The 17,570-nt window shown below is 63.9% G+C and carries 13 protein-coding genes and 1 pseudogene; 10 read left to right on the top strand and 4 right to left on the bottom strand.

Annotation, left to right across the window (positions count from 1 at the left end; all coding sequences use genetic code 11):
- Positions 1-15 precede the first annotated feature (15 nt).
- Together HYR72_18720 and HYR72_18715 are read left to right on the top strand one after the other, a co-directional pair.
- Complete coding sequence (locus tag HYR72_18720; protein MBI1817017.1) at positions 16-552, top strand: methylamine dehydrogenase (amicyanin) light chain; 537 nt, start codon at positions 16-18, stop codon at positions 550-552.
- Between the two features lie 14 nt (positions 553-566).
- Positions 567-1,004, top strand: coding sequence for a cytochrome c (locus HYR72_18715; protein MBI1817016.1), 438 nt, complete (start codon positions 567-569; stop codon positions 1,002-1,004).
- Positions 1,005-1,091: 87 nt separating this feature from the next.
- On the opposite strand, the gene HYR72_18710 is transcribed toward HYR72_18715, so the two are convergent.
- The 3 genes and pseudogenes from HYR72_18710 to HYR72_18700 form a co-directional block, all read right to left on the bottom strand.
- Complete coding sequence (locus tag HYR72_18710; GenBank protein MBI1817015.1) at positions 1,092-1,556, bottom strand: hypothetical protein; 465 nt, start codon at positions 1,554-1,556, stop codon at positions 1,092-1,094.
- Positions 1,557-1,574: 18 nt separating this feature from the next.
- Positions 1,575-3,512: a thrombospondin type 3 repeat-containing protein gene (locus HYR72_18705; GenBank protein MBI1817014.1), complete on the bottom strand. Its 1,938-nt coding sequence runs from the start codon at positions 3,510-3,512 to the stop codon at positions 1,575-1,577.
- Positions 3,513-3,761: 249 nt separating this feature from the next.
- Positions 3,762-6,161, bottom strand: a pseudogene (locus HYR72_18700) (thrombospondin type 3 repeat-containing protein).
- Positions 6,162-7,157: 996 nt separating this feature from the next.
- On the opposite strand from HYR72_18700, the gene HYR72_18695 reads away from it, so the two are divergent.
- The 7 genes from HYR72_18695 to HYR72_18665 all read left to right on the top strand — a co-directional run bounded on the left by HYR72_18695 (position 7,158) and on the right by HYR72_18665 (position 15,016).
- Positions 7,158-8,519 carry a hypothetical protein gene (locus tag HYR72_18695; protein MBI1817013.1) on the top strand — a complete coding sequence of 454 codons (1,362 nt, stop codon included), beginning with the start codon at positions 7,158-7,160 and terminating at the stop codon, positions 8,517-8,519.
- Positions 8,520-8,618: 99 nt separating this feature from the next.
- On the top strand, positions 8,619-10,190 hold the full coding sequence (locus HYR72_18690) for an aldo/keto reductase (GenBank protein ID MBI1817012.1): 1,572 nt from the start codon (positions 8,619-8,621) through the stop codon (positions 10,188-10,190).
- 314 nt (positions 10,191-10,504) lie between these two features.
- A complete protein-coding gene (locus HYR72_18685; GenBank protein ID MBI1817011.1) occupies positions 10,505-11,239 on the top strand; it encodes an SRPBCC domain-containing protein in 735 nt (244 codons plus the stop codon).
- A 60-nt stretch (positions 11,240-11,299) separates the two neighbouring features.
- On the top strand, positions 11,300-12,328 hold the full coding sequence (locus tag HYR72_18680) for an RNA polymerase sigma factor (GenBank protein MBI1817010.1): 1,029 nt from the start codon (positions 11,300-11,302) through the stop codon (positions 12,326-12,328).
- Positions 12,329-12,402: 74 nt separating this feature from the next.
- The gene (locus HYR72_18675) at positions 12,403-13,584 is read left to right on the top strand and encodes a glycosyl hydrolase (protein MBI1817009.1); all 1,182 of its coding nucleotides are present in this window, start codon (positions 12,403-12,405) and stop codon (positions 13,582-13,584) included.
- On the top strand, positions 13,581-13,841 hold the full coding sequence (locus HYR72_18670; protein ID MBI1817008.1) for a MoaD/ThiS family protein: 261 nt from the start codon (positions 13,581-13,583) through the stop codon (positions 13,839-13,841). The genes HYR72_18675 and HYR72_18670 overlap by 4 nt, the downstream gene beginning before the upstream one ends.
- A 26-nt stretch (positions 13,842-13,867) precedes the next feature.
- Entirely contained in the window at positions 13,868-15,016 is a 1,149-nt protein-coding gene (locus tag HYR72_18665) for a beta-lactamase family protein (protein MBI1817007.1), read from the top strand.
- Positions 15,017-15,047: 31 nt separating this feature from the next.
- On the opposite strand, the gene HYR72_18660 is transcribed toward HYR72_18665, so the two are convergent.
- On the bottom strand, positions 15,048-16,127 hold the full coding sequence (locus HYR72_18660) for a GNAT family N-acetyltransferase (GenBank protein ID MBI1817006.1): 1,080 nt from the start codon (positions 16,125-16,127) through the stop codon (positions 15,048-15,050).
- A 152-nt stretch (positions 16,128-16,279) separates the two neighbouring features.
- On the opposite strand from HYR72_18660, the gene HYR72_18655 reads away from it, so the two are divergent.
- A complete protein-coding gene (locus tag HYR72_18655) occupies positions 16,280-17,488 on the top strand; it encodes a CoA transferase (protein MBI1817005.1) in 1,209 nt (402 codons plus the stop codon).
- Positions 17,489-17,570 lie beyond the last annotated feature (82 nt).

The raw sequence follows: 17,570 nt of genomic DNA, 5'->3' as shown, positions 1-17,570 counted from the left end.
TCAGAGGAGCCCACGATGAATCGGATTGATCGCTGGTTCACAACCGCCGCCCGTGAGGTGGCGCGCCACAGCTCGCGCCGCGGATTCCTCGCGCGCGCGGCGGCGGTGCTCGTCGGCGGCGCGTCGTTACCGCTGCTACCGGTCGCGCGCGCCCAGGGCGAGTCGCGGGCGCCGGCCCCGGGTGAGCCCGATCCCTCGCTCCCCGCGGGTGACCCGTCGAGTTGTGACTACTGGCGCCACTGCGCCATCGACGGCTTTCTGTGTAGCTGTTGCGGCGGGACGCAGCGGACTTGTCCACCCGGCACCGAGATGTCGCCGGTCACCTGGATCGGGACCTGTCGCAATCCACTCGACGACAAGGACTACATCATCTCGTACAACGATTGCTGCGGGAAACACGTTTGCGGTCTCTGTTTCTGCCATCGCAACGAAGGCGACAAGCCGATTTACTTCACGCACCGCGCCAACGATGTGAATTGGTGCTTTGGAACCAAGAGCGTGGTCTACAACTGTTCGACTGCGATCGTCCTCGGGGTCGCGACCGAGTCGTGAGGTGCACCGCGCGCGTGACGCAACCCCGACGCATCGTTCTCGCTGCCGCGGCCGCGCTGCTACTGATTCCGACGCTGAGTCTGGCTGATCCACGCCTCGACTACATTCTGAACTGCCAAGGCTGCCACGGAGCCGATGGCGGCGGTGCCACTGGCGCAGTGCCAAACTTGCGCGGACAGATGGCAACGTTCCTGCGCGTACCCGGCGGCAGAGAGTATCTTGTCCGCGTGCCGGGCACCTCGCAGTCGGAACTCAACGACGCGCGCATCGCCGGGTTGCTCAATTGGATGCTGCGGCAATTCAGCCCCGAGCAAATGCCGCCCGCGTTCTCGCCCTACAGCGAGGCCGAGGTCGCGCGCGTGCGCCGGCCGCCGCTCACCGACGTAGCCGGAGTCCGCCGCCAACTCGTGCAAGCGATCGAGGCGCTCGACAACGGCGCGCCATCACACTGAAGAGACTCCCAACCCGTGTCATTCTGAGCCGCCGGCGAAGAATCTCTCTTCGCAGTTCCGGTGGGGGCAGCCGTCCCTGGCTGCCCGTCACTGCATCTTGGACTGATCCCAAGCGAAGGTACCGGTCTCGTCGTCGCGGGTGGTGAAGCGGCCGAGGATGCCGTCGGGTGTGCGAGTCGCTTCGAAGGTGGCGACCTGCTTACCGTCGTCGTCGAAGATCTCGCCCCACACCGTGGCGCCTTGCGCGCGGCCACGGATCGCGCCGTGGGTGACGATCGCCGCGTCGCCGATCTGTGCGGCCAGCTCGCCGGTCACCATGTTGTCTTCCCCGCGCACGATGTGCGCGCGCCAGCCCTTGCTTCCCGTGCGCGCGCGCAGCGGGCGAACCGCGCGCTGCGGTCGCGCGTCGCTGTCCGCGTTGAGTTCCCACGCACCGGCCGCGTCGCTCTCGCGCGCCGGCACGCTGATGCTCTCGCTCAGTTGCGCCGCCGCGATGCCGGCGAGCAGCGCGGCGCCGGCGGCCATGGCTATCGTCACGTAGTGTCGATTCATCGCGAACCTCCTCTGCGCCTAGCACCCGCCCCCGCCGCCGCTGGGCGTGGGCGCGGTGACGTTTACGGTCACGCTTGCCTCGACGGTTGAGATCAAGTTGGGACCGGCGGCGTGAACGGTGGTGGTGCCGGCGGCGAGCGGGTCGAATTGCAGACCACCGCCGCTGTTCCAAAAGTTGCCCGATGGGATCAGAACGCTGACCTGCTGTGCGGGTGAGGGAGAGATCGGCGACCACAACTGGGCGGCGAGTGCGTTGCTGTTGGTCACGGTGACGGTAATCCCAGGGCCACCGGCGCGGGCTTCCTGCGTCGTGGCAATGTAGAAATCCGACCCACTCGCGTAGGGAATGCCCACGTACAATTGGAAGGCGGCGTTCGGCGCCGTGGTGGCGATGGCGCTGTCGAGAAGCTGGATTGCAATTCCGGGTGTGACGATGTCCACCGTCGCCGTCGCGACCAGGTAACCGGCGGCGGTGGCCTGGAGCTGGCACGTGCCGCTGGTGCCTTCGACTCCTTGCACCCAGAAATAGTCGGAGGCCAACGGCGGCCAGTTCCACAACGGTGGATTCACCGCGGGAATCCTAAGAGTGATGGAACTGGTGCCGGGCGTGTCGTGCGCTGACGATACCAGGCAATTCGGCGAGAGCGCGCTGAGCGTGATGGTTTGCGTACCCCCGGGATTGAAGCTGGCGCCTACCCAGAACTCACCCGCCTGCAAGCCGGCGCCGACGGCAGAGTGGTTCTTGCCGATCGTCAGCGCAAGTGTGGGCGTGACGGTAAGCGTGATCGTCGGCGTCGGCGTCACCGTGGGTGTCTTGGTGATCGTCGCGGTCTTCGTCGGCGTGGCGGTCTTGGTGAATGTGCGGGTAGGCGTGAAGGTCGCGCCGAGAACGATGATCGAACCATTGGTCACGGTGGACGGGAGCGCGTTGCCGAGCGCATCGCTCACCACCTGACCCTCGCCCGCGAGCGAGTAGACGCCCGGCGGTGCTGACGCGTTGATCTGGAACGTGCAGGTGGCGATGTCGCCGTCGCTGAAGGTCGAGGAATTGTTCATGTCGGCGACGAGGACGCGCAGGCGAGTCATCCCGGCCGGTGCGGGTGGTACGGACGGCAGGCCCCTGGCCGCCGAATGCGTCGACGCCAAACGCGCGGCAATGATGCAGGTCGGACTGCTGAACGCAGCGGCGTCGAAGAGCAGATCGACTTGTGCTGCTGATGTGGCACCGTTGCCGCCAGTGAGGCTGACCGGAATCGTGAGGGAGCCGCCACGTGAAGCCGACCCAGACCCGAGTTGAACCGAAAGCGTAGAGCTGGAGGTTGCCTGCGCGAAGTGGCTGGCGCCGCTCAGGCCGCTCGGCCGCACGCGGTAGGGGCAACCGGTCGACCCACCGAGCAGCGCGTTGTTCACAGTTTGGACCAGCTCTTCAACTGTGACTACGCCGTCGTTGTTGGCGTCGGCGACGACGCATGAGGATAGAGGTACGCTGAGCCCGCCGTCGACCGCAATGCTTCTCACTCTGATGACTTCATCGACGTCTACCGTACACAGGCCGTCGCAATCGCCCACGCACGGCAGGTCGACGACGGTGTCGCAGGCGGTGCCCACCCCGTCGCAGTCCTGATCCGCCTGGTCGGGGTTGTCCGTTGTCGGGCAATTGTCGCAGACATCACCAAGCAAGTCGGGGTCGCTGTTCGCCTGATCGAGGTTGGCCTTGCTGGGACAGTTGTCGAGGGAGTCGAAGACACCATCCTTGTCCTGATCGTAACCCAGCGCAAAGTGCAGGAACCCGGTTCCCGAACAAGAGTTGGCCGCCATGATCAAGTATGTTTGCCCCTGCGTCACGCCGAAGCTGAGCTGCGCCTGCAAATTCTGGAAACCCGCGTTCTTGGTCGCACAGGCGCTGAACGCTAGCGCGCCGCAGCTCCCGTTGAACACCGCCAACAGCGGAGTCATGGGGCCGGAGAGAAACGTGTTCGCGGTCACATTCCCCGTTCGCGGCGCCGTGAAGGAGTACCAGGTGCTGGCCGAGTAGCTGCCACAGGGGGTGCATGATGTGGGCAGCACTGGGTCCGACACGGTCGAATACTTCAGGGTGTTGTGAGACTCCTCGAATGGATCCCCGATCACGGTCACCGCATTCGTGCAGACATCGCCCGGGCACACGTTCGCCTGATCCGGGTTGGCAATGCGCGGGCAGATGTCGCACACATCACCGAAGCCATCGCCGTCGGTGTCGAGCTGATTCACATTGGGCGTATTCGGGCAATTGTCGGGCGGGCACGTGTTGGTTGAGAAGCCGGGGTTGCCCAATCCGTCATGGTCAGTGTCCGTGCAGGTGTCGCAGACGTCGCCGATGTCGTCGTGGTCCGTATCGCGCTGGTCCGCGTTGGGAGCGGTTGGGCAGTTGTCCACCGGACACGTGTTGAGCGGGAACCCAGGGTCGCCACGACCGTCGCGATCGGTATCGGTGCAAGTATCACACGCGTCGCCGAGACCATCGCCGTCGGTGTCGAGTTGATCCGGGTTCGGTGTGGTCGAGCAGTTGTCACAGCCATCGCCGAAGCCATCGCCATCGCTGTCCGTCGGTCCGCAATCGAGCTGAAACGCGCTGCGGCCCTGCGTGAATGCGACGGCAAAGTGATTCGAGGCAACCTCGATGTCCCTCACTATCACGTATGGCATGCCGTGAGTGAAATCCGCGTGGGTCCAGGTGTTGCCGGCGTTGTTGCTCTGGAACACACCCTGTTGACTCGCCGCATAGACGATCGGTGCGGCACTCGGATCTACGGCTACCGCGTAGTATGTTGTGCGGATGGGGTTTCCGTCCGCTCCCTTTGGCGTTATATCGACCCAGTTCACATCTTGCGATGCCGAAGCGAGCGCGTTTGTCGTCTTGTAGATCCCGCCCGCGCCTGCCTCGCCGAGCGCGACGTACACGACGTTCGGATCGGCCGGATTGATCGCCAGCCCGGTAATCTCTTGGTCCGGAATCTGTTGCGCGTAGTCCTGACAGGTGCCCATCGGGCAATCGCCGTCGGCCGCGCACACTTGCGTGGCGTTGTTAGTGCAATGTCTTCGCTCCAGCGGAGCACAGGTCACCCCATCATCGGTTGTCACAATCACTTGGCTGCTTCGGTTCCCCGCTGCGTACGTTCCGCACGTATTGCCAAAAGCGACCGCTGAAGCGGATTGAAAATTGACATCGAGCAAGGCGGGACATCGCTGCTCCCAACCTATTGCGCAGTTGGGCGCCGACCAGAAGTTGGTTGCGCGCCGCAGCACGTCGCCGCCGATGATGACTGCGTCCTCCTCCCACGGGCACACGCGCACTGCAGGCGTCTTGAAGTTTTGGATGCCAACGGTGCCAAAGCCGTTGCATTTGTTCCCGGACTCACTGCGGAGAATGCCTTTGTAGCTGTTTTCCTCGAAGGCGTATCGTACGCCGGGATTCGATTGAGCGAAGAGGCACGTGCTGCCGTCGCCGCCGTACACCTGCGTCCACGCTGGTGCGCTGGCCGCGGGTTGAATCGAGACGCCCTCGTCACCCGCGCCACCCATCGCGATGACGCCCGATCCGCTCAAGTGCACTGCACCTTCTTCAGCGAACTGGATCGTCGCGAGCGCGTCGTTATGGTAATTCCATGTGGTGCCGCGGTCGGTGGTGCTCGACACGCCGCCGTCGTTCACCACAAGCAGACGGTTTACCGTGCCCGACTGCTCGGTTGCCCAAGTGGCCGTTTTCTGGTCGACATGAAGACAGTTGTGGCTAGTCACGCAGGCGCCCGACCCTGGCTGTCGGGTTATGTCTACCCAGGTCGCGGGGCTGGTTGCGGCGCCGGGCTGCATGGTCACCGTTGCCTTCCATAGATTGCCGCCGCCGCTGTAGACGATATTCTTATTCGCGTTGTCGACGATCAGGAGATTGCTGGTGTCGTTTCCAATGTCGGCGAGCTTCGAGTTGTTCGTCGAATCGGTGATGCGGGTCCAATGCGGCGCTGGGTCCCACGCGTTGTCCGTCCGATAGAGCCCCGCCATGAGTTCCGCAACCTCGTGGTTCGCCGGCTGGCATGCGCCGCCCCCTACCGTCACGTAGCCCGTGTCGGGATTGGTGGGCGAGAGTGCTACCTCGACTCGGCCAAGGTTCGTCAGGCGTGGCTGGCAGACGTCGGGGCCGCACGCTTCTCCAGCCGGACATTGATCATCACTGGAGCATGCACGCAAGCTGCCGGAGCACGAACGTTGTCCGCTGCAGTCCGGCACGTTCTTGCAGCCCGGGTTGGTGCCGCACACTGCGCCGTTAGCGCACGTCGACGGTGGTTGCTGCCACGGCCCGTTGAGCTCCTGCCAGGAACCCGCGGCGACGTCAGGTGTGGAGCGAAACAGGTGGCCACCCACATTTGTCCCAGCGTACTGACGCGCAAAGTTCGTCGGATCGGCTTCGAGGCGGATGACCAAATCGGTTGCCAAGACCTGCGTCCATGTCCACGAGTCCCCCGCATCAATGGACGCCCCCTTCCAGAGGCCGCTCTTGGTCGTGACCACGAGGACGTACGGGTTTGATGGGTCCGTGATGATGCTTCGAAAGCTGTCATTCTGAAACATGGTTGGTGCAATACGGCTCCAGTGATCACCAGCGTCAATGGACTTGAGCAGTCCGATCCCTCCAGGTTCGCCGTGACCACTGCCCGCGTAGACGATGTTAGCCGTCGCGTACGTCAGCGCACTAATCTGCTGCGCGCCCGCGTCCTGCAGCGCATCGGTTACGTTCCGCCATGACTCACCGCTATCGGGGGTCTTCCTCCAAATGCCTCCATAACTGCTGCCGACCAGCCACTCGCCCTCGTGGCTCGGGCGAACTGCAATCGCTGACGCTTGCCCGCTATTTGTAAGCCCCATGTAGCCGTTGAATGCGTTCGGGTTCAGATTGTTTATCGGTGCCGGACCGATGTTGATCCACTGCGGAGCCGCGAGCGCGTCGGCGATCTGCGTCAGGTCGAGACTTTTGACTTGCGCCCACGCGTTGGCGTCGGCACCGTCCAAGATGTACCCAAGCGGATACGCGCGAGGATAGAACTGCGGCCACCACTTCTTGAACTCGCGGCTCTCCACCATGGCAGGATCGAAGAGCGCCGGATCGATGCCTTGCCAGCCAGGTCCAACAGTGACGCCCGTCGTCGTGCTGGCCGCACCACCACCGGCGGACATCGTCGCGGGCGGGCCAGTGAGCTTGAACCACGACGGGTAGCGAGAAAGGTCGAGCGCGGGCGACGACTGCGCTCGTGCATCAGCGACGTAGAAAATGTTGCACGACATAAACGCCACTGCCGCCACCAAGCATCCACGCCTCAGGAGTTTCATTCGCCTCCTTGCTCTCGTGTTGTGGTCAAACCGCTGTAGAGCAGTCGCGTGGGCCTTAGTACATTTGATGTTGGAATTGCAATGGCTCGTCTAAGACCCCCATTTTCTCCGGGCAAGGAACTCGGTGAATACAGAAGAGAGTGGACGTTGGGTTTGAACAGGTATAGGTAATGGTCCGTGGCATTCGTTACCGCGCGAATCAAATGCGCTCGATCTTTGGCGTGCGCGAGCATATCGGTCGTGCTCGCAGTCGTCGCGTTGGTAAACGAACCGGCAGAAGCCAATGACTGCATCTACGTTGGTGGAGAAAAGGGAATCAGCGTCATTGGTGCCGACAGCGCGTCCGTGGTTGCGACAATCCCTGCCGCAGTTGGCCGCAGCATCGCCATCGATCGTGCCAGACTGCTAGCATACGTCGCCGGCTACGCCGTCCTTGTTGTGGACCTACGGACCAACACCGTTGTGGCGAGTGTTCCGTGGCCGTGCCCCTTGTTGGGTAGTGCGCAGCAGTTCGTCCTGAGCCCAGACGGATCACGCTTGTACGTTTTCGTTGGCAACACGTTGCTCGTAGTCGACACGATGAGTCGCACGGTTACGATGCCGCCAGTTAATCTGCATGCGAACAATGGCGAACCCCTGATGGACATCACGCCGGACGGGAAGTTCCTCTACGTGGCGCGCCCACCGTTCGGTGTCACCGTTGTCGACACTGCGACTTTCACCATCACCGCTGAGGTTTCCGGGTTTCCGTACGGGGCGGTTGCGTACTCCGTGGTGGTGGCGCCAGACGGCAAGCGCGCTTACACCCTCGATCCGGGGAACACGGTGTCCGTCATCGACACCGCGACCAACACGGTGACGGATCGCATCGAGATCACCCACTGTAGACGGGTTGGCGATATCGACAAGAATTGCGGCACTGTGAACCTGGCGATCAGCCCCGACGGGCGTTACGTATACGTGGTCAACTATGTCGACGAGAGCATTGGCGCAATCGATACGCGTACCAACACGGAGCTGTACTACACTACTTCGGTGTATCCGATCCGTCTCGCCGACCCGACCTCCTTCGGCGCACCTGAGATGCACCCGCTCTTCATGGCCGTCTCGCCGGACGGTCAGACCTTCGCGGTGACCCATGACTATTTCGACCGCGACCTGCCTCGTCCGAACTTCCTGTGGATCGTCCAATACGGATTCGGTGCCCCCGTGTCGTTCTCGCAGTCCCACGCCCCCGTGTTCTCGAACGGAGTGCTGGCGATAGCCTCGGTGCCCAGCGGCTGCGCCGGCAAGCCGATCGCGTGCGTCGGCGATTGCGATGGGTTGGGAACGGTAACGGTCGATGAACTCGTAGAAGGGGTAACCATGGCCCTTGGCGAACAGCCGGTCGCAACGTGCGTGGCTTTTGACGCGAATCGCGACGACGCTGTAACCATCGACGAATTGGTTAGGGGCGTGCACAACGCGCTGACCGGCTGTACGGCTGAAACACCAACTCCGATAATAGTCCCGGTGTGCCCTTCGCTCACACCGACCCTGATGCCCACGCAGTGCAACGGCTGTCCGCCGACTCCGACGCCGACTCGCACCTTCCCACCGTGACGGAGGGCGTGGCAAGCGGCGCCCCTACGAAGCGGTGCATCAAACGGGGGGCAGAAAAATCAACGGGGTCGGGACTGAAAGAATCAGGGAGGCGGGCGAATGGCTTGTTCGCAGTGTTGCGGCAGACAGTCGGAGCGACTGGTCGGCGTCCGTTGGCCGGTGCTCCTTGGCTGTTACGGTCTCGGCCTGCTGCTAGCGTACACACTCGGCGGCGACCTCTTGCACGATCTCGTCGAGGGCGGTCAACGCAGCATCTTGCGGCTGTGGAAACTCTGGACACCGCTGGCGGTACTCCTCGTCGCGGTGGTAGCGAGCTTCACGCGCGTACGCCGTTCGGTGTGCGAGCAATGCGATGCGGTCGCACCGGCGTGGCTGCTCGCGCCACTGACGCGGGAGCGTTCGACCGACGCCAGCGCCGGTTCGACTCGTCGCAGCTTCCTGCGCGCGCTCGGCGCCGGCGGGACGGCGCTCGGCGCCGCGGTCGCCGGAGTCTTAACCGCGGTGGCACGCAACCGGGGCTGGCTGCCGGTGGCGAACGATTTCTTCCTCACTGAAGTGGAGAAGACCGCGCCGCATCCGCGTCCCGAGTGGCACGGCGCGCACATCACGAGCTATCGCCGCTTGGGGCGCACCAATGCGATGGTGTCGGACATTTCGCTCGGCTCGGGCAACATCAACGACGTCGAAGTTGCGCGCGCCGCGCTCGATCACGGCATCACCTACTTCGATACCGCGCCGGATTACTCGGACACCGCCTCGGAGCGCGTTCTCGGCGAAGCCATGAAAGGTCGCCGCGACAAGCTGTTCCTCGCCACCAAGTTCTGCGTTGCCGACGGCCATCTTCCCAATGATACGCCGGTGCCGAAGATCATCGAGGCGGTCGAGGCGAGCCTGAGCCGTCTGCAGACCGATCACGTCGATCTGATTCACATTCACTCGTGCGACCGCGTCGAGCGCTTGCTGGCGCCCAATATCCACGAGGCCTTCGATCGATTGAAGGAACAGGGCAAGGTGCGCTTCCTTGGCGTCAGCACTCACACGCCGAACTTGGAAGCCGTGGCCAACGCGGCGATCGACTCGGGCCGCTTTGATGTGATGATGCTCGCGTACCACTTCGGCATGTGGCCGAGCTTCGGCCACATCCTCGAGAAAGCCAAAGCGCACGACGTCGGTATCGTCGCGATGAAAACACTCAAAGGCGCCAAGCACGTTAATCTCGCCAACTTCCGCGACGAAGCCAGCGCCTATTCGCAAGCCGCGTTTCGCTGGGTGCTGTCGAATCCGAACGTCTCGTGCCTGGTGGTGTCGTTCTCCAAACCGCAACACATCGAGGAATACATCTACGCCTCGGGTACGGCGCTGCACCCGACCGACGTCGCGCTCTTGCACCGCTATGACGAGCTGACAGCGGGCGACTACTGCCAACCGCACTGCGGCGCGTGCTTGGACTCGTGCACCTATGACCTGCCCATCAACGACATCCTGCGCTACCGCATGTACTTCAAGGACTACGGTTGGGAGAAGGAAGGCATGCGACTCTACGCGAAGTTGGAGCGCAGCGCCGCCGCCTGCGTCGGCTGTGGCGCGCCGTGCGCCAACACCTGTCCGATCGGTGTGCCGATTCAAGAAAAAATGCTCGACGCGCACCGCGTGCTGAGCCTGCCGGCGTAAACCGGTCGCGAGTGTCGAGCGACCCTTCGCCAGCAGCCCATTGAAGAACCCCGCATGCTTCGAGACGCGCCTGTCGGCGCTCCTCAGCATGAGCGGTTCCTCCTTTGTGCCACAACACTTTCCCGTTCGCCCTGAGGAGGCGCGCAGCGCCGTCTCGAAGGGCGCCGCACTTTTTCAATGCTGCAAGACGTCCTCCTCAAAGTCGCGATGAGCCGACGGTTCGCGCAGCGAATCAAGCCCTCGAAGAAAATCCGACCAGGCACGTATCCTCGCGACCTCCTCGTCCGTCATTCTCCACTAGAAAGGAGAGAACAATGACAGCAGAATACCAGCGGACGTTCGTAGTAGCGGTGCCGGTGGCAACGGCGTGGGCAGCGTTTACAGACACGCAGGAGCGGGAAGCATGGATGGGAGGCCGCGATCACATGGATGACCCGGCCTCGCTCGAAACGTTCGAGCCTTGGGAGATGAACGTGACCGACGTCGAGCAACACCGCCGGCTGTCGTGGTCGCAGAGCCAATCCAGGCTCGACGGCGGGTATGAGACCACTGTCACCTTCGAGGAAGTGTCCGCGGGGACACGGATCACCATCGTGCGCAGCGGCTTCGGCGACTCGGAGGCCTGGCACCACTACGCGGAGAGCACCGCCGGTGGTTGGGACGAGATGATCGGCGATCTGATCTTGTACTTGGAGACGGGGACGCGCGGCGCGCGGCACTTCTCGTTCCGCAGCGGCCTCGGGGCAACGACGCTTCAGTCTGGCGCCGGCGTCCGCATCACGCACGTCGTGCCCGGGGGCTGTGCGGCGGAGGCCGGCATGCAGCCCGGCGATCTGCTCCTCTGGCTAAACAGGGCGCCGGTGTTGCGTGTCTCCGACGTTGCGTTCTTCGTACGCGAGCACGCACCGGGTGAGAAGATCGAAGTGGAGTACCTACGCGGCGACGAGATCCGGCGTGGACGCGCACCCCTGTCGGCGTGGAACTACGGCAGTGGCCACTATGTGGGGCATCCGGGCGCGTACCCGAAGCCCGCTCTCGCGGCCGCGTAGGCGGACGTTCCGCATCGGCGAGCGATCTGTCATATCGTCTCCAATCTGAGTGGAGGACGCATGGACACCAGCGAGCTTCCTGAAACGCTTCGCGCCGACCTGCGCACGGCCTGGCACCGCTACGTCGACATGCTCGTACCGCTGCGGCCAGCCCTCCACGGCTATTGCCGCCGCCTCACCGGAGACGTCTGGGACGCCGAGGATCTGGTGCAAGACACCTTGCTGCGCGCCTTCGGGCAATGGGGCGTCACCTCGCCGGAGATCCGCGATCCTCGTGCGTACCTGCTGCGCACCGCGACGAACGTTTGGATCGATACGCTGCGCCGCCGCAAGACGGAGGCGCGAGCGCCCGACGCAAACCCCGAGGACATCGCGGCGCCGGGCGCGAATCCCGAGATGTCGAGCGACGTGCGGGACGCGGGCTCCCGACTCCTGCAGCGGCTCCCGCCACAGGAGCGCGCCGCGGTGGTGCTCAAGGAGGTCTTCGACATGAGCCTCGACCAGATCGCCGCGCTGCTCGCCACCACGACGGGCGCCGTCAAGGCCGCGCTGCACCGCGGCCGAGACCGGCTGCGTGAACACGAGAGCGCGGCTGCAGCGCGCCGGCCGGCGCCGTCTCCCGAACTCCTCGATCGCTTCATCGAGCGCTACAACGCCAAGGACGTGAAGGGCTTGGTCGCGCTCATGCTCGAAGGCGGCTCGACGGAGAATGTCGGCAACTCGTTTCACATCGGACTCGATCCATCCGAGGGTACTCCGGGCTTCTTCGATGCGGTGGTCCACGGTCACGCCGAATGGCCGCCGGAGTTCCAGCGCGACTCTGCGCGTCTCGAGCGCATCGAGTTCGATGGTGAGCCGATCATGCTGGTGTTCGCCACGCGTCGCGGCCGCGAGGCGCTCGAGGCCGTTTTCCGATTCGAGGAACAGGACGGGCATATCGCTCGCCTTCGTGCTTACGGCTTCTGTCCTGAGACCATTCGCGCAGTCGGCGAGATTCTCGGCATACGTGTGCGCACCGGGATCTATCGCGCACCGACGCCCAAGCCCGGCAAGTATTACGAGCGTACGCCGTCCCCAGAACCTACTTGACCGCCGGCGGGGTAAGTCACTATCAAGGCGGCGGCAAGGAGTTTCGTCAGAGGATGCGAACGCGGAGGATGCGAATGCCTACCAATGCTGAAGCCCCGAAGCCTGCAACCGGGCCATTGACGCTGCTGATCGCGACCAAGAAGGGCGCGTTCCTCGCAAGATCAGACCGCGCGCGACGCGCGTGGCGGATCGGCAAGCCGCTCTTCCTCGGCCACATCGTGCATCACGTGCTGCTCGATCCACGCGATCACCGCACCATGTTGATCGCCAGCAAAACGGGGCACCTCGGCCCGACGATTTTTCGCTCCAGCGATCGCGGCAAAACCTGGAAGGAAGCATCGAAGCCACCCGCGTTTGCCAAGGCCGCCGAAGGTCAGACAGGACGCGCCGTCGATCATGTCTTCTGGCTCACCCCTGGGCACGCAAGCGAACCGAAGGTGTGGTACGCCGGCACATCGCCGGAAGGATTGTTCCGCTCCGAAGATGCCGGCGACACCTGGCAGCCGGTGGCGGGATTCAACGACCATCCGCTCTACCCACGGTGGACCGGCGCAGGGCCCGGCGCTGGCGGCACGCCGGATGGGTCGAAGCTGCACTCGATTCTCATCGATCCGCGCGATCCCGCCCATATGTACATCGGAATGTCGAGCAACGGCGATGGCGGCGGCGTGTTCGAGAGCGTAGACAAGGGCGCCAACTGGGCGCCGCTCAACGCAGGCTGTCGCGCCGATTTTCTGCCCAATCCTTTCCCCGAGTTCGGACAGGATCCCCACTGCGTGCAGTTGCATCCGCTGGCGCCCGACGTGCTCTACCAGCAGAACCACTGCGGCATCTATCGCCTACAACGTCCGGCGCGGCAATGGGAACGCATCGGCGACAACATGCCGAAGAAGGTCGGCGACATCGGGTTCCCGGTGGTTCTGCATCCACGCGATCCCGACACCGCCTGGGTGTTTCCGATGGACGGGACGACGGTGTGGCCGCGTGTGAGTCCCGACGGTAGACCCTCGGCGTACGTCACCCGCAACGCCGGCAAAACCTGGAAGCGACTCGACGTCGGGCTGCCGAAACGCGACGCGTGGCTCACGGTGTTGCGTCAGGCGATGACCGCGGACGCGCATCAGCCAGTCGGCGTCTACTTCGGAACGACCACCGGCGAGTTGTGGGCCAGCACCAACGAGGGCGCGAAGTGGACCCGCATCGCCCACCACTTGCCGCACATCTATGCCGTCGAAGCCGCCGAGATCGGTGCATGAAAGTATTGATTCCAACACCGCTACGCTCGTACACGGACGAACGAGCCGAAGTCGAAGCCGAGGGATCAACGCTGAACGCGTTGCTCGTCGATCTCGACCGCCGCCATCCCGGCATTCGCTTCCGCATGATCGATGAGCAAGATCGCGTTCGTCAGCACATCCGCATCTTCGTCAACGGCGATCAGGTCTTCGACCTCGACACTCTCCTGCAAGCGAGCGATGAGGTCCAGATCCTGCAAGCGTTGAGCGGCGGCTGAGCGAGCTCTCACGCTTTGAGTTGAAAATGAACGTTTCCATTCAAGGCAACTGCGATCCCCGCTTTGCGGCGGTGCGCGATGCCTTTGCTGCCAACTTCGACGCCGGGCGAGAAGTCGGCGCCTCGTTTGCCGCTACGCTCGACGGTAAGTTGGTAGTGGACTTGTGGGCCGGCCACGCGGACGCGGCATGCACGCGGCCGTGGAAGCGCGACACCATCGTCAACGTCTTCTCGACCACGAAGGCGATGACCGCGCTGTGTGCGCACGTGCTCGTCGATCGTGGCTTGCTCGACCTCGACGCACCCGTCGCTCGCTATTGGCCCGAGTTTGCGAACGCGGGCAAGGCGGCGATGCCGATCCGCTATCTGTTGAGCCACACCGCCGGTCTCGCTGCGATTCGACAGCCACTGTCTTCGGAGACGTTGTACGAGTGGCCGCGGATGGTACAGGCGCTCGCCGACGAAACGCCATGGTGGGAGCCTGGCAGTGCCAGCGGCTATCACGCGATGACCTTCGGTTATCTCGTCGGGGAAGTCATCCGGCGCATCAGCGGCAAGACCCCCGGAGCATTTTTTCGCGACGAAGTCGCGGTACCGCTCGGCGCGGACTTTCACATCGGCTTGGCTGCCGCGGAGGACGCGCGGGTGGCGGAAATGATTCCGCCCTCCGCGGAAGAGACAGCGGCTGCGGGCACCGCGGCGGCGGTCGACCCCGAGTCGATGCTGGGCAAGGTCATGGGCAACCCGCGTCTGTCTCCCGAGTTGGCGAACACGCGCGCCTGGCGCGCCGCCGAGATTCCGGCGGCCAACGGTCACGGCAACGCCCGCTCAGTCGCGAAGGTGTTGGCCGCGCTCGCCTGCGGCGGCACGCTCGACGGCGTGCGTCTGCTGCGCACGGAAACCATCGAGCGGGCGATCGAAGAGCAGTGCTATGGCCGCGATCTCGTCCTCGGGTTTCCGCTTCGGTGGGGCTTGGGATTCATGCTAGCGAGCGCGGATCTTCCGCTCAGCCCCAATCCACGCACCTTCGGCCACGGCGGTTGGGGCGGCTCATTGGGCTTTGCCGACATGGACGCACGAGTGAGCTGGGCGTACGTCATGAACAAGATGTCGCCGGGCACGACCGGCGACACGCGCGCGGCTGGACCGATAGCCGCGCTGTACGCATCGCTGTAGTTGCATCGTCCGCGCGCGCTTGCGCACTCAGTTAGAAATCCAGTTCCAGATCGCCGTCGCCCATGGTGATGAACCATTTTCGGACGTCGCGGAAAGCAGCGTAGTCGGGATCGCCTTCCTTGGGCCACGCGGAAAGGTAGCCACGCGGGCCCCACTGCACGACGTAGAAGCCGCAACGATACAGTTCTTGCCGATAGGGTGGTACGGCGGCACGGCAACTGATCGCTTTCACACCGTCGCGGCGCAGATGTTCGACGCCGGCGTCCATCAACTGCGCAATGATCGGCGCGGAGTGATCCGCGACGAGAAAGTCCACCAAGTATCCCCAGCGCTCGTCCCCCTTCTCGGCCGATCGTAGGACCACGTAGCCGAGCAACTCGTTGCGGCTGGTCGCAGCGAGCACGGTGTAACGGGCGCCGGGCCGCTCGACGAAGCGCCAGTTCAAGTAGCGTTCGCCACGTGCCACCATCACCGGGTAGTCGCCGCGTGCGCGCCACGCCAGCGCGTCGAAGCGCTCATCGAATCGTTCGATGCGACTGATCGTCACGCCGTCAACGGCCACGCGGCGACGCAGCGGCCGCGCGATCGCCCGCAACCCAGCCGCCGCCACATTCACCGGACCACGCGTCCACGCGCGTCCACTGAGTTGGTGCGCGAAGTGTCCGAAGTCGATCGGCTTCACGAGTGGGGCAAGTTGCACGCGGTTCACGTCCTCATGGCGACCGCGTCGGCGAACCGACGCCTCGTTCTGCCACGAGAAATGCAGCGTGATCTGCGGCTGGTTGTAGGCTTCCCACAGCCGGCGTGACAGCCTGCGATCGCGGTACTCGGGATGGACGATCCAATCGCCACCCAGACTCCCCCACCGCTCGTGACCCTCGATGTAGAAAGGCAGCGGGAACGTCCCGTACAAGCCGACAACGCGCGCGCCATCCTTGAGCAACGTGACGTGCGGCTCCGGTGTCTGCTTGAATGGGTTCGCGTCATACTTCCAATCCCATTGGCGGATGACGCGCTCCGCATAGTCGGGCGGGTAGACCGAGTGCAGGAACGCAAAGACCGCATCGCGGTCGTCCTTGCGGTAAAGAAGAAATTTGAGTTGGTCGTCCATCGGTCAGTGCTCTCGCAACTCGCACGGGGCTCGTCGCTCATCGCACCGCGGCCCACGGTCTCTAGCACGGTGCACCGCGCGCTTGCCACGGCGCTTGACACGCGCGCGCAGCCCGGTCCATTAGACCGCATCTCATTGCGGCAGGTTGAAGCATGCATATTCTCGAAGGGGTCCGTTTGATTGAAGTAGCCGACTGGGGCTTCGTCCCATCGGCGGCCACGGTGCTCGGCGACTGGGGCGCCGATGTCGTCAAGGTCGAGCATCCCGTGCGCGGCGATCCGATTCGCGGCCTCATCACCTCCGGTATCGTGCCCGGCGCCAAGGGCGTGAACTTCTTCACCGAACAACTCGGCCGCAACAAGCGCAGCGTCGGCATCGACCTCGCCACCGATGCCGGACGCGAGATCCTCTACAAGATGGTCGCGAAGGCCGACGTCTTTCTCACCAACTACCTCGGCGAAGCGCGCACGCGCTTGAAGATCACCTACGAAGACCTCAAGCCGATCAACCCGCGTCTGATCTACGCCAAGGGGCACGGTCAGGGACAGAAGGGCCCCGACGCCAATCGCGGCGGCTACGACGCCGCATCGTTCTGGGCGCGCGGTGGAGTTGCGGATCGCCTGTCCACTCCGGGCCAGCCGCTGGTCGGACAGCGCCCCGCGTTCGGCGACTTCATCGGCGGCATGTTCATCGCCGGCGGCATTGCCGGCGCGCTCTTCCATCGCGAGCGCAGCGGACAAGGGATCGAAGTCGACGTCTCGCTGCTCGGCAACGCGGTGTGGATCATGTCGCCCGACATCGTCGCGTCGATGGCCTACGGCTTCGAGCTGCCGCAATCCGGTTTGATGGGCGCACCCAATCCGCTGGTCAACACCTACTGGAGCAGCGACGGCAAAGGCATCGTGCTGATGATGCTGCAGGGCGATCGCTTCTGGCCGATCTTCTGTAAGACGGTGCATCGCGACGACCTGCTCGACGACCCGCGCTTCAATCCGCCGCCGCAGCGTCAGCTCAACGGTTCGGTGCTGGTCGAACTGCTGAAGGCGATGTTCGCGACCAAGACGCGGGCCGAGTGGGCCGAGATCCTCGACGCATCGGAGTGTATTTGGGCGCCGGTGCAATCACCGGCCGAAGTGGTCGAAGATCGCCAAGTGAAGGCGAACGGTTACATCATGAACTTCGAACATCCCAACTTCGGACCGTTCCGCGTCGCGGCGAGCCCCGTGCAATTCAACGGTGAGCCGCCGACAGTGCGCGCCGCCGCCAGTGACGTCGGCGCGCACACCGAAGAAGTGCTGCTCGACCTCGGCTACGATTGGGAGGAGATGGGCAAGCTGAAAGACGCTGGCGTCATTTCGTAGCGCCAAGAACGGAACCAAACGCAAGGTCGCAAGGGCGCTAAGCCGCAAAGCGAGCGTTCTACGAAGCGAGCCAACCTCTCCG

The sequence above is a fragment of the Deltaproteobacteria bacterium genome (assembly GCA_016178705.1).
GTDB lineage: Bacteria > Desulfobacterota > Binatia > HRBIN30 > JACQVA1 > JACOST01.
Note: the sequence above shows the minus strand (reverse complement) of the source record. Positions and strands in the feature narration are given on the sequence as shown.

Excerpts from the sequence above, each read along its gene's own strand:
- HYR72_18655 (MBI1817005.1), top strand. The coding sequence starts at position 16,280 with ATGCATATTCTCGAAGGGGTCCGTTTGATTGAAGTAGCCGACTGGGGC.
- HYR72_18665 (MBI1817007.1), top strand. The coding sequence starts at position 13,868 with ATGAACGTTTCCATTCAAGGCAACTGCGATCCCCGCTTTGCGGCGGTG.
- HYR72_18675 (MBI1817009.1), top strand. The coding sequence starts at position 12,403 with ATGCCTACCAATGCTGAAGCCCCGAAGCCTGCAACCGGGCCATTGACG.
- HYR72_18720 (MBI1817017.1), top strand. The coding sequence starts at position 16 with ATGAATCGGATTGATCGCTGGTTCACAACCGCCGCCCGTGAGGTGGCG.
- HYR72_18685 (MBI1817011.1), top strand. The coding sequence starts at position 10,505 with ATGACAGCAGAATACCAGCGGACGTTCGTAGTAGCGGTGCCGGTGGCA.
- HYR72_18670 (MBI1817008.1), top strand. The coding sequence starts at position 13,581 with ATGAAAGTATTGATTCCAACACCGCTACGCTCGTACACGGACGAACGA.
- HYR72_18680 (MBI1817010.1), top strand. The coding sequence starts at position 11,300 with ATGGACACCAGCGAGCTTCCTGAAACGCTTCGCGCCGACCTGCGCACG.
- HYR72_18690 (MBI1817012.1), top strand. The coding sequence starts at position 8,619 with ATGGCTTGTTCGCAGTGTTGCGGCAGACAGTCGGAGCGACTGGTCGGC.
- HYR72_18710 (MBI1817015.1), bottom strand. The coding sequence starts at position 1,556 with ATGAATCGACACTACGTGACGATAGCCATGGCCGCCGGCGCCGCGCTG.
- HYR72_18660 (MBI1817006.1), bottom strand. The coding sequence starts at position 16,127 with ATGGACGACCAACTCAAATTTCTTCTTTACCGCAAGGACGACCGCGAT.
- HYR72_18705 (MBI1817014.1), bottom strand. The coding sequence starts at position 3,512 with ATGACTCCGCTGTTGGCGGTGTTCAACGGGAGCTGCGGCGCGCTAGCG.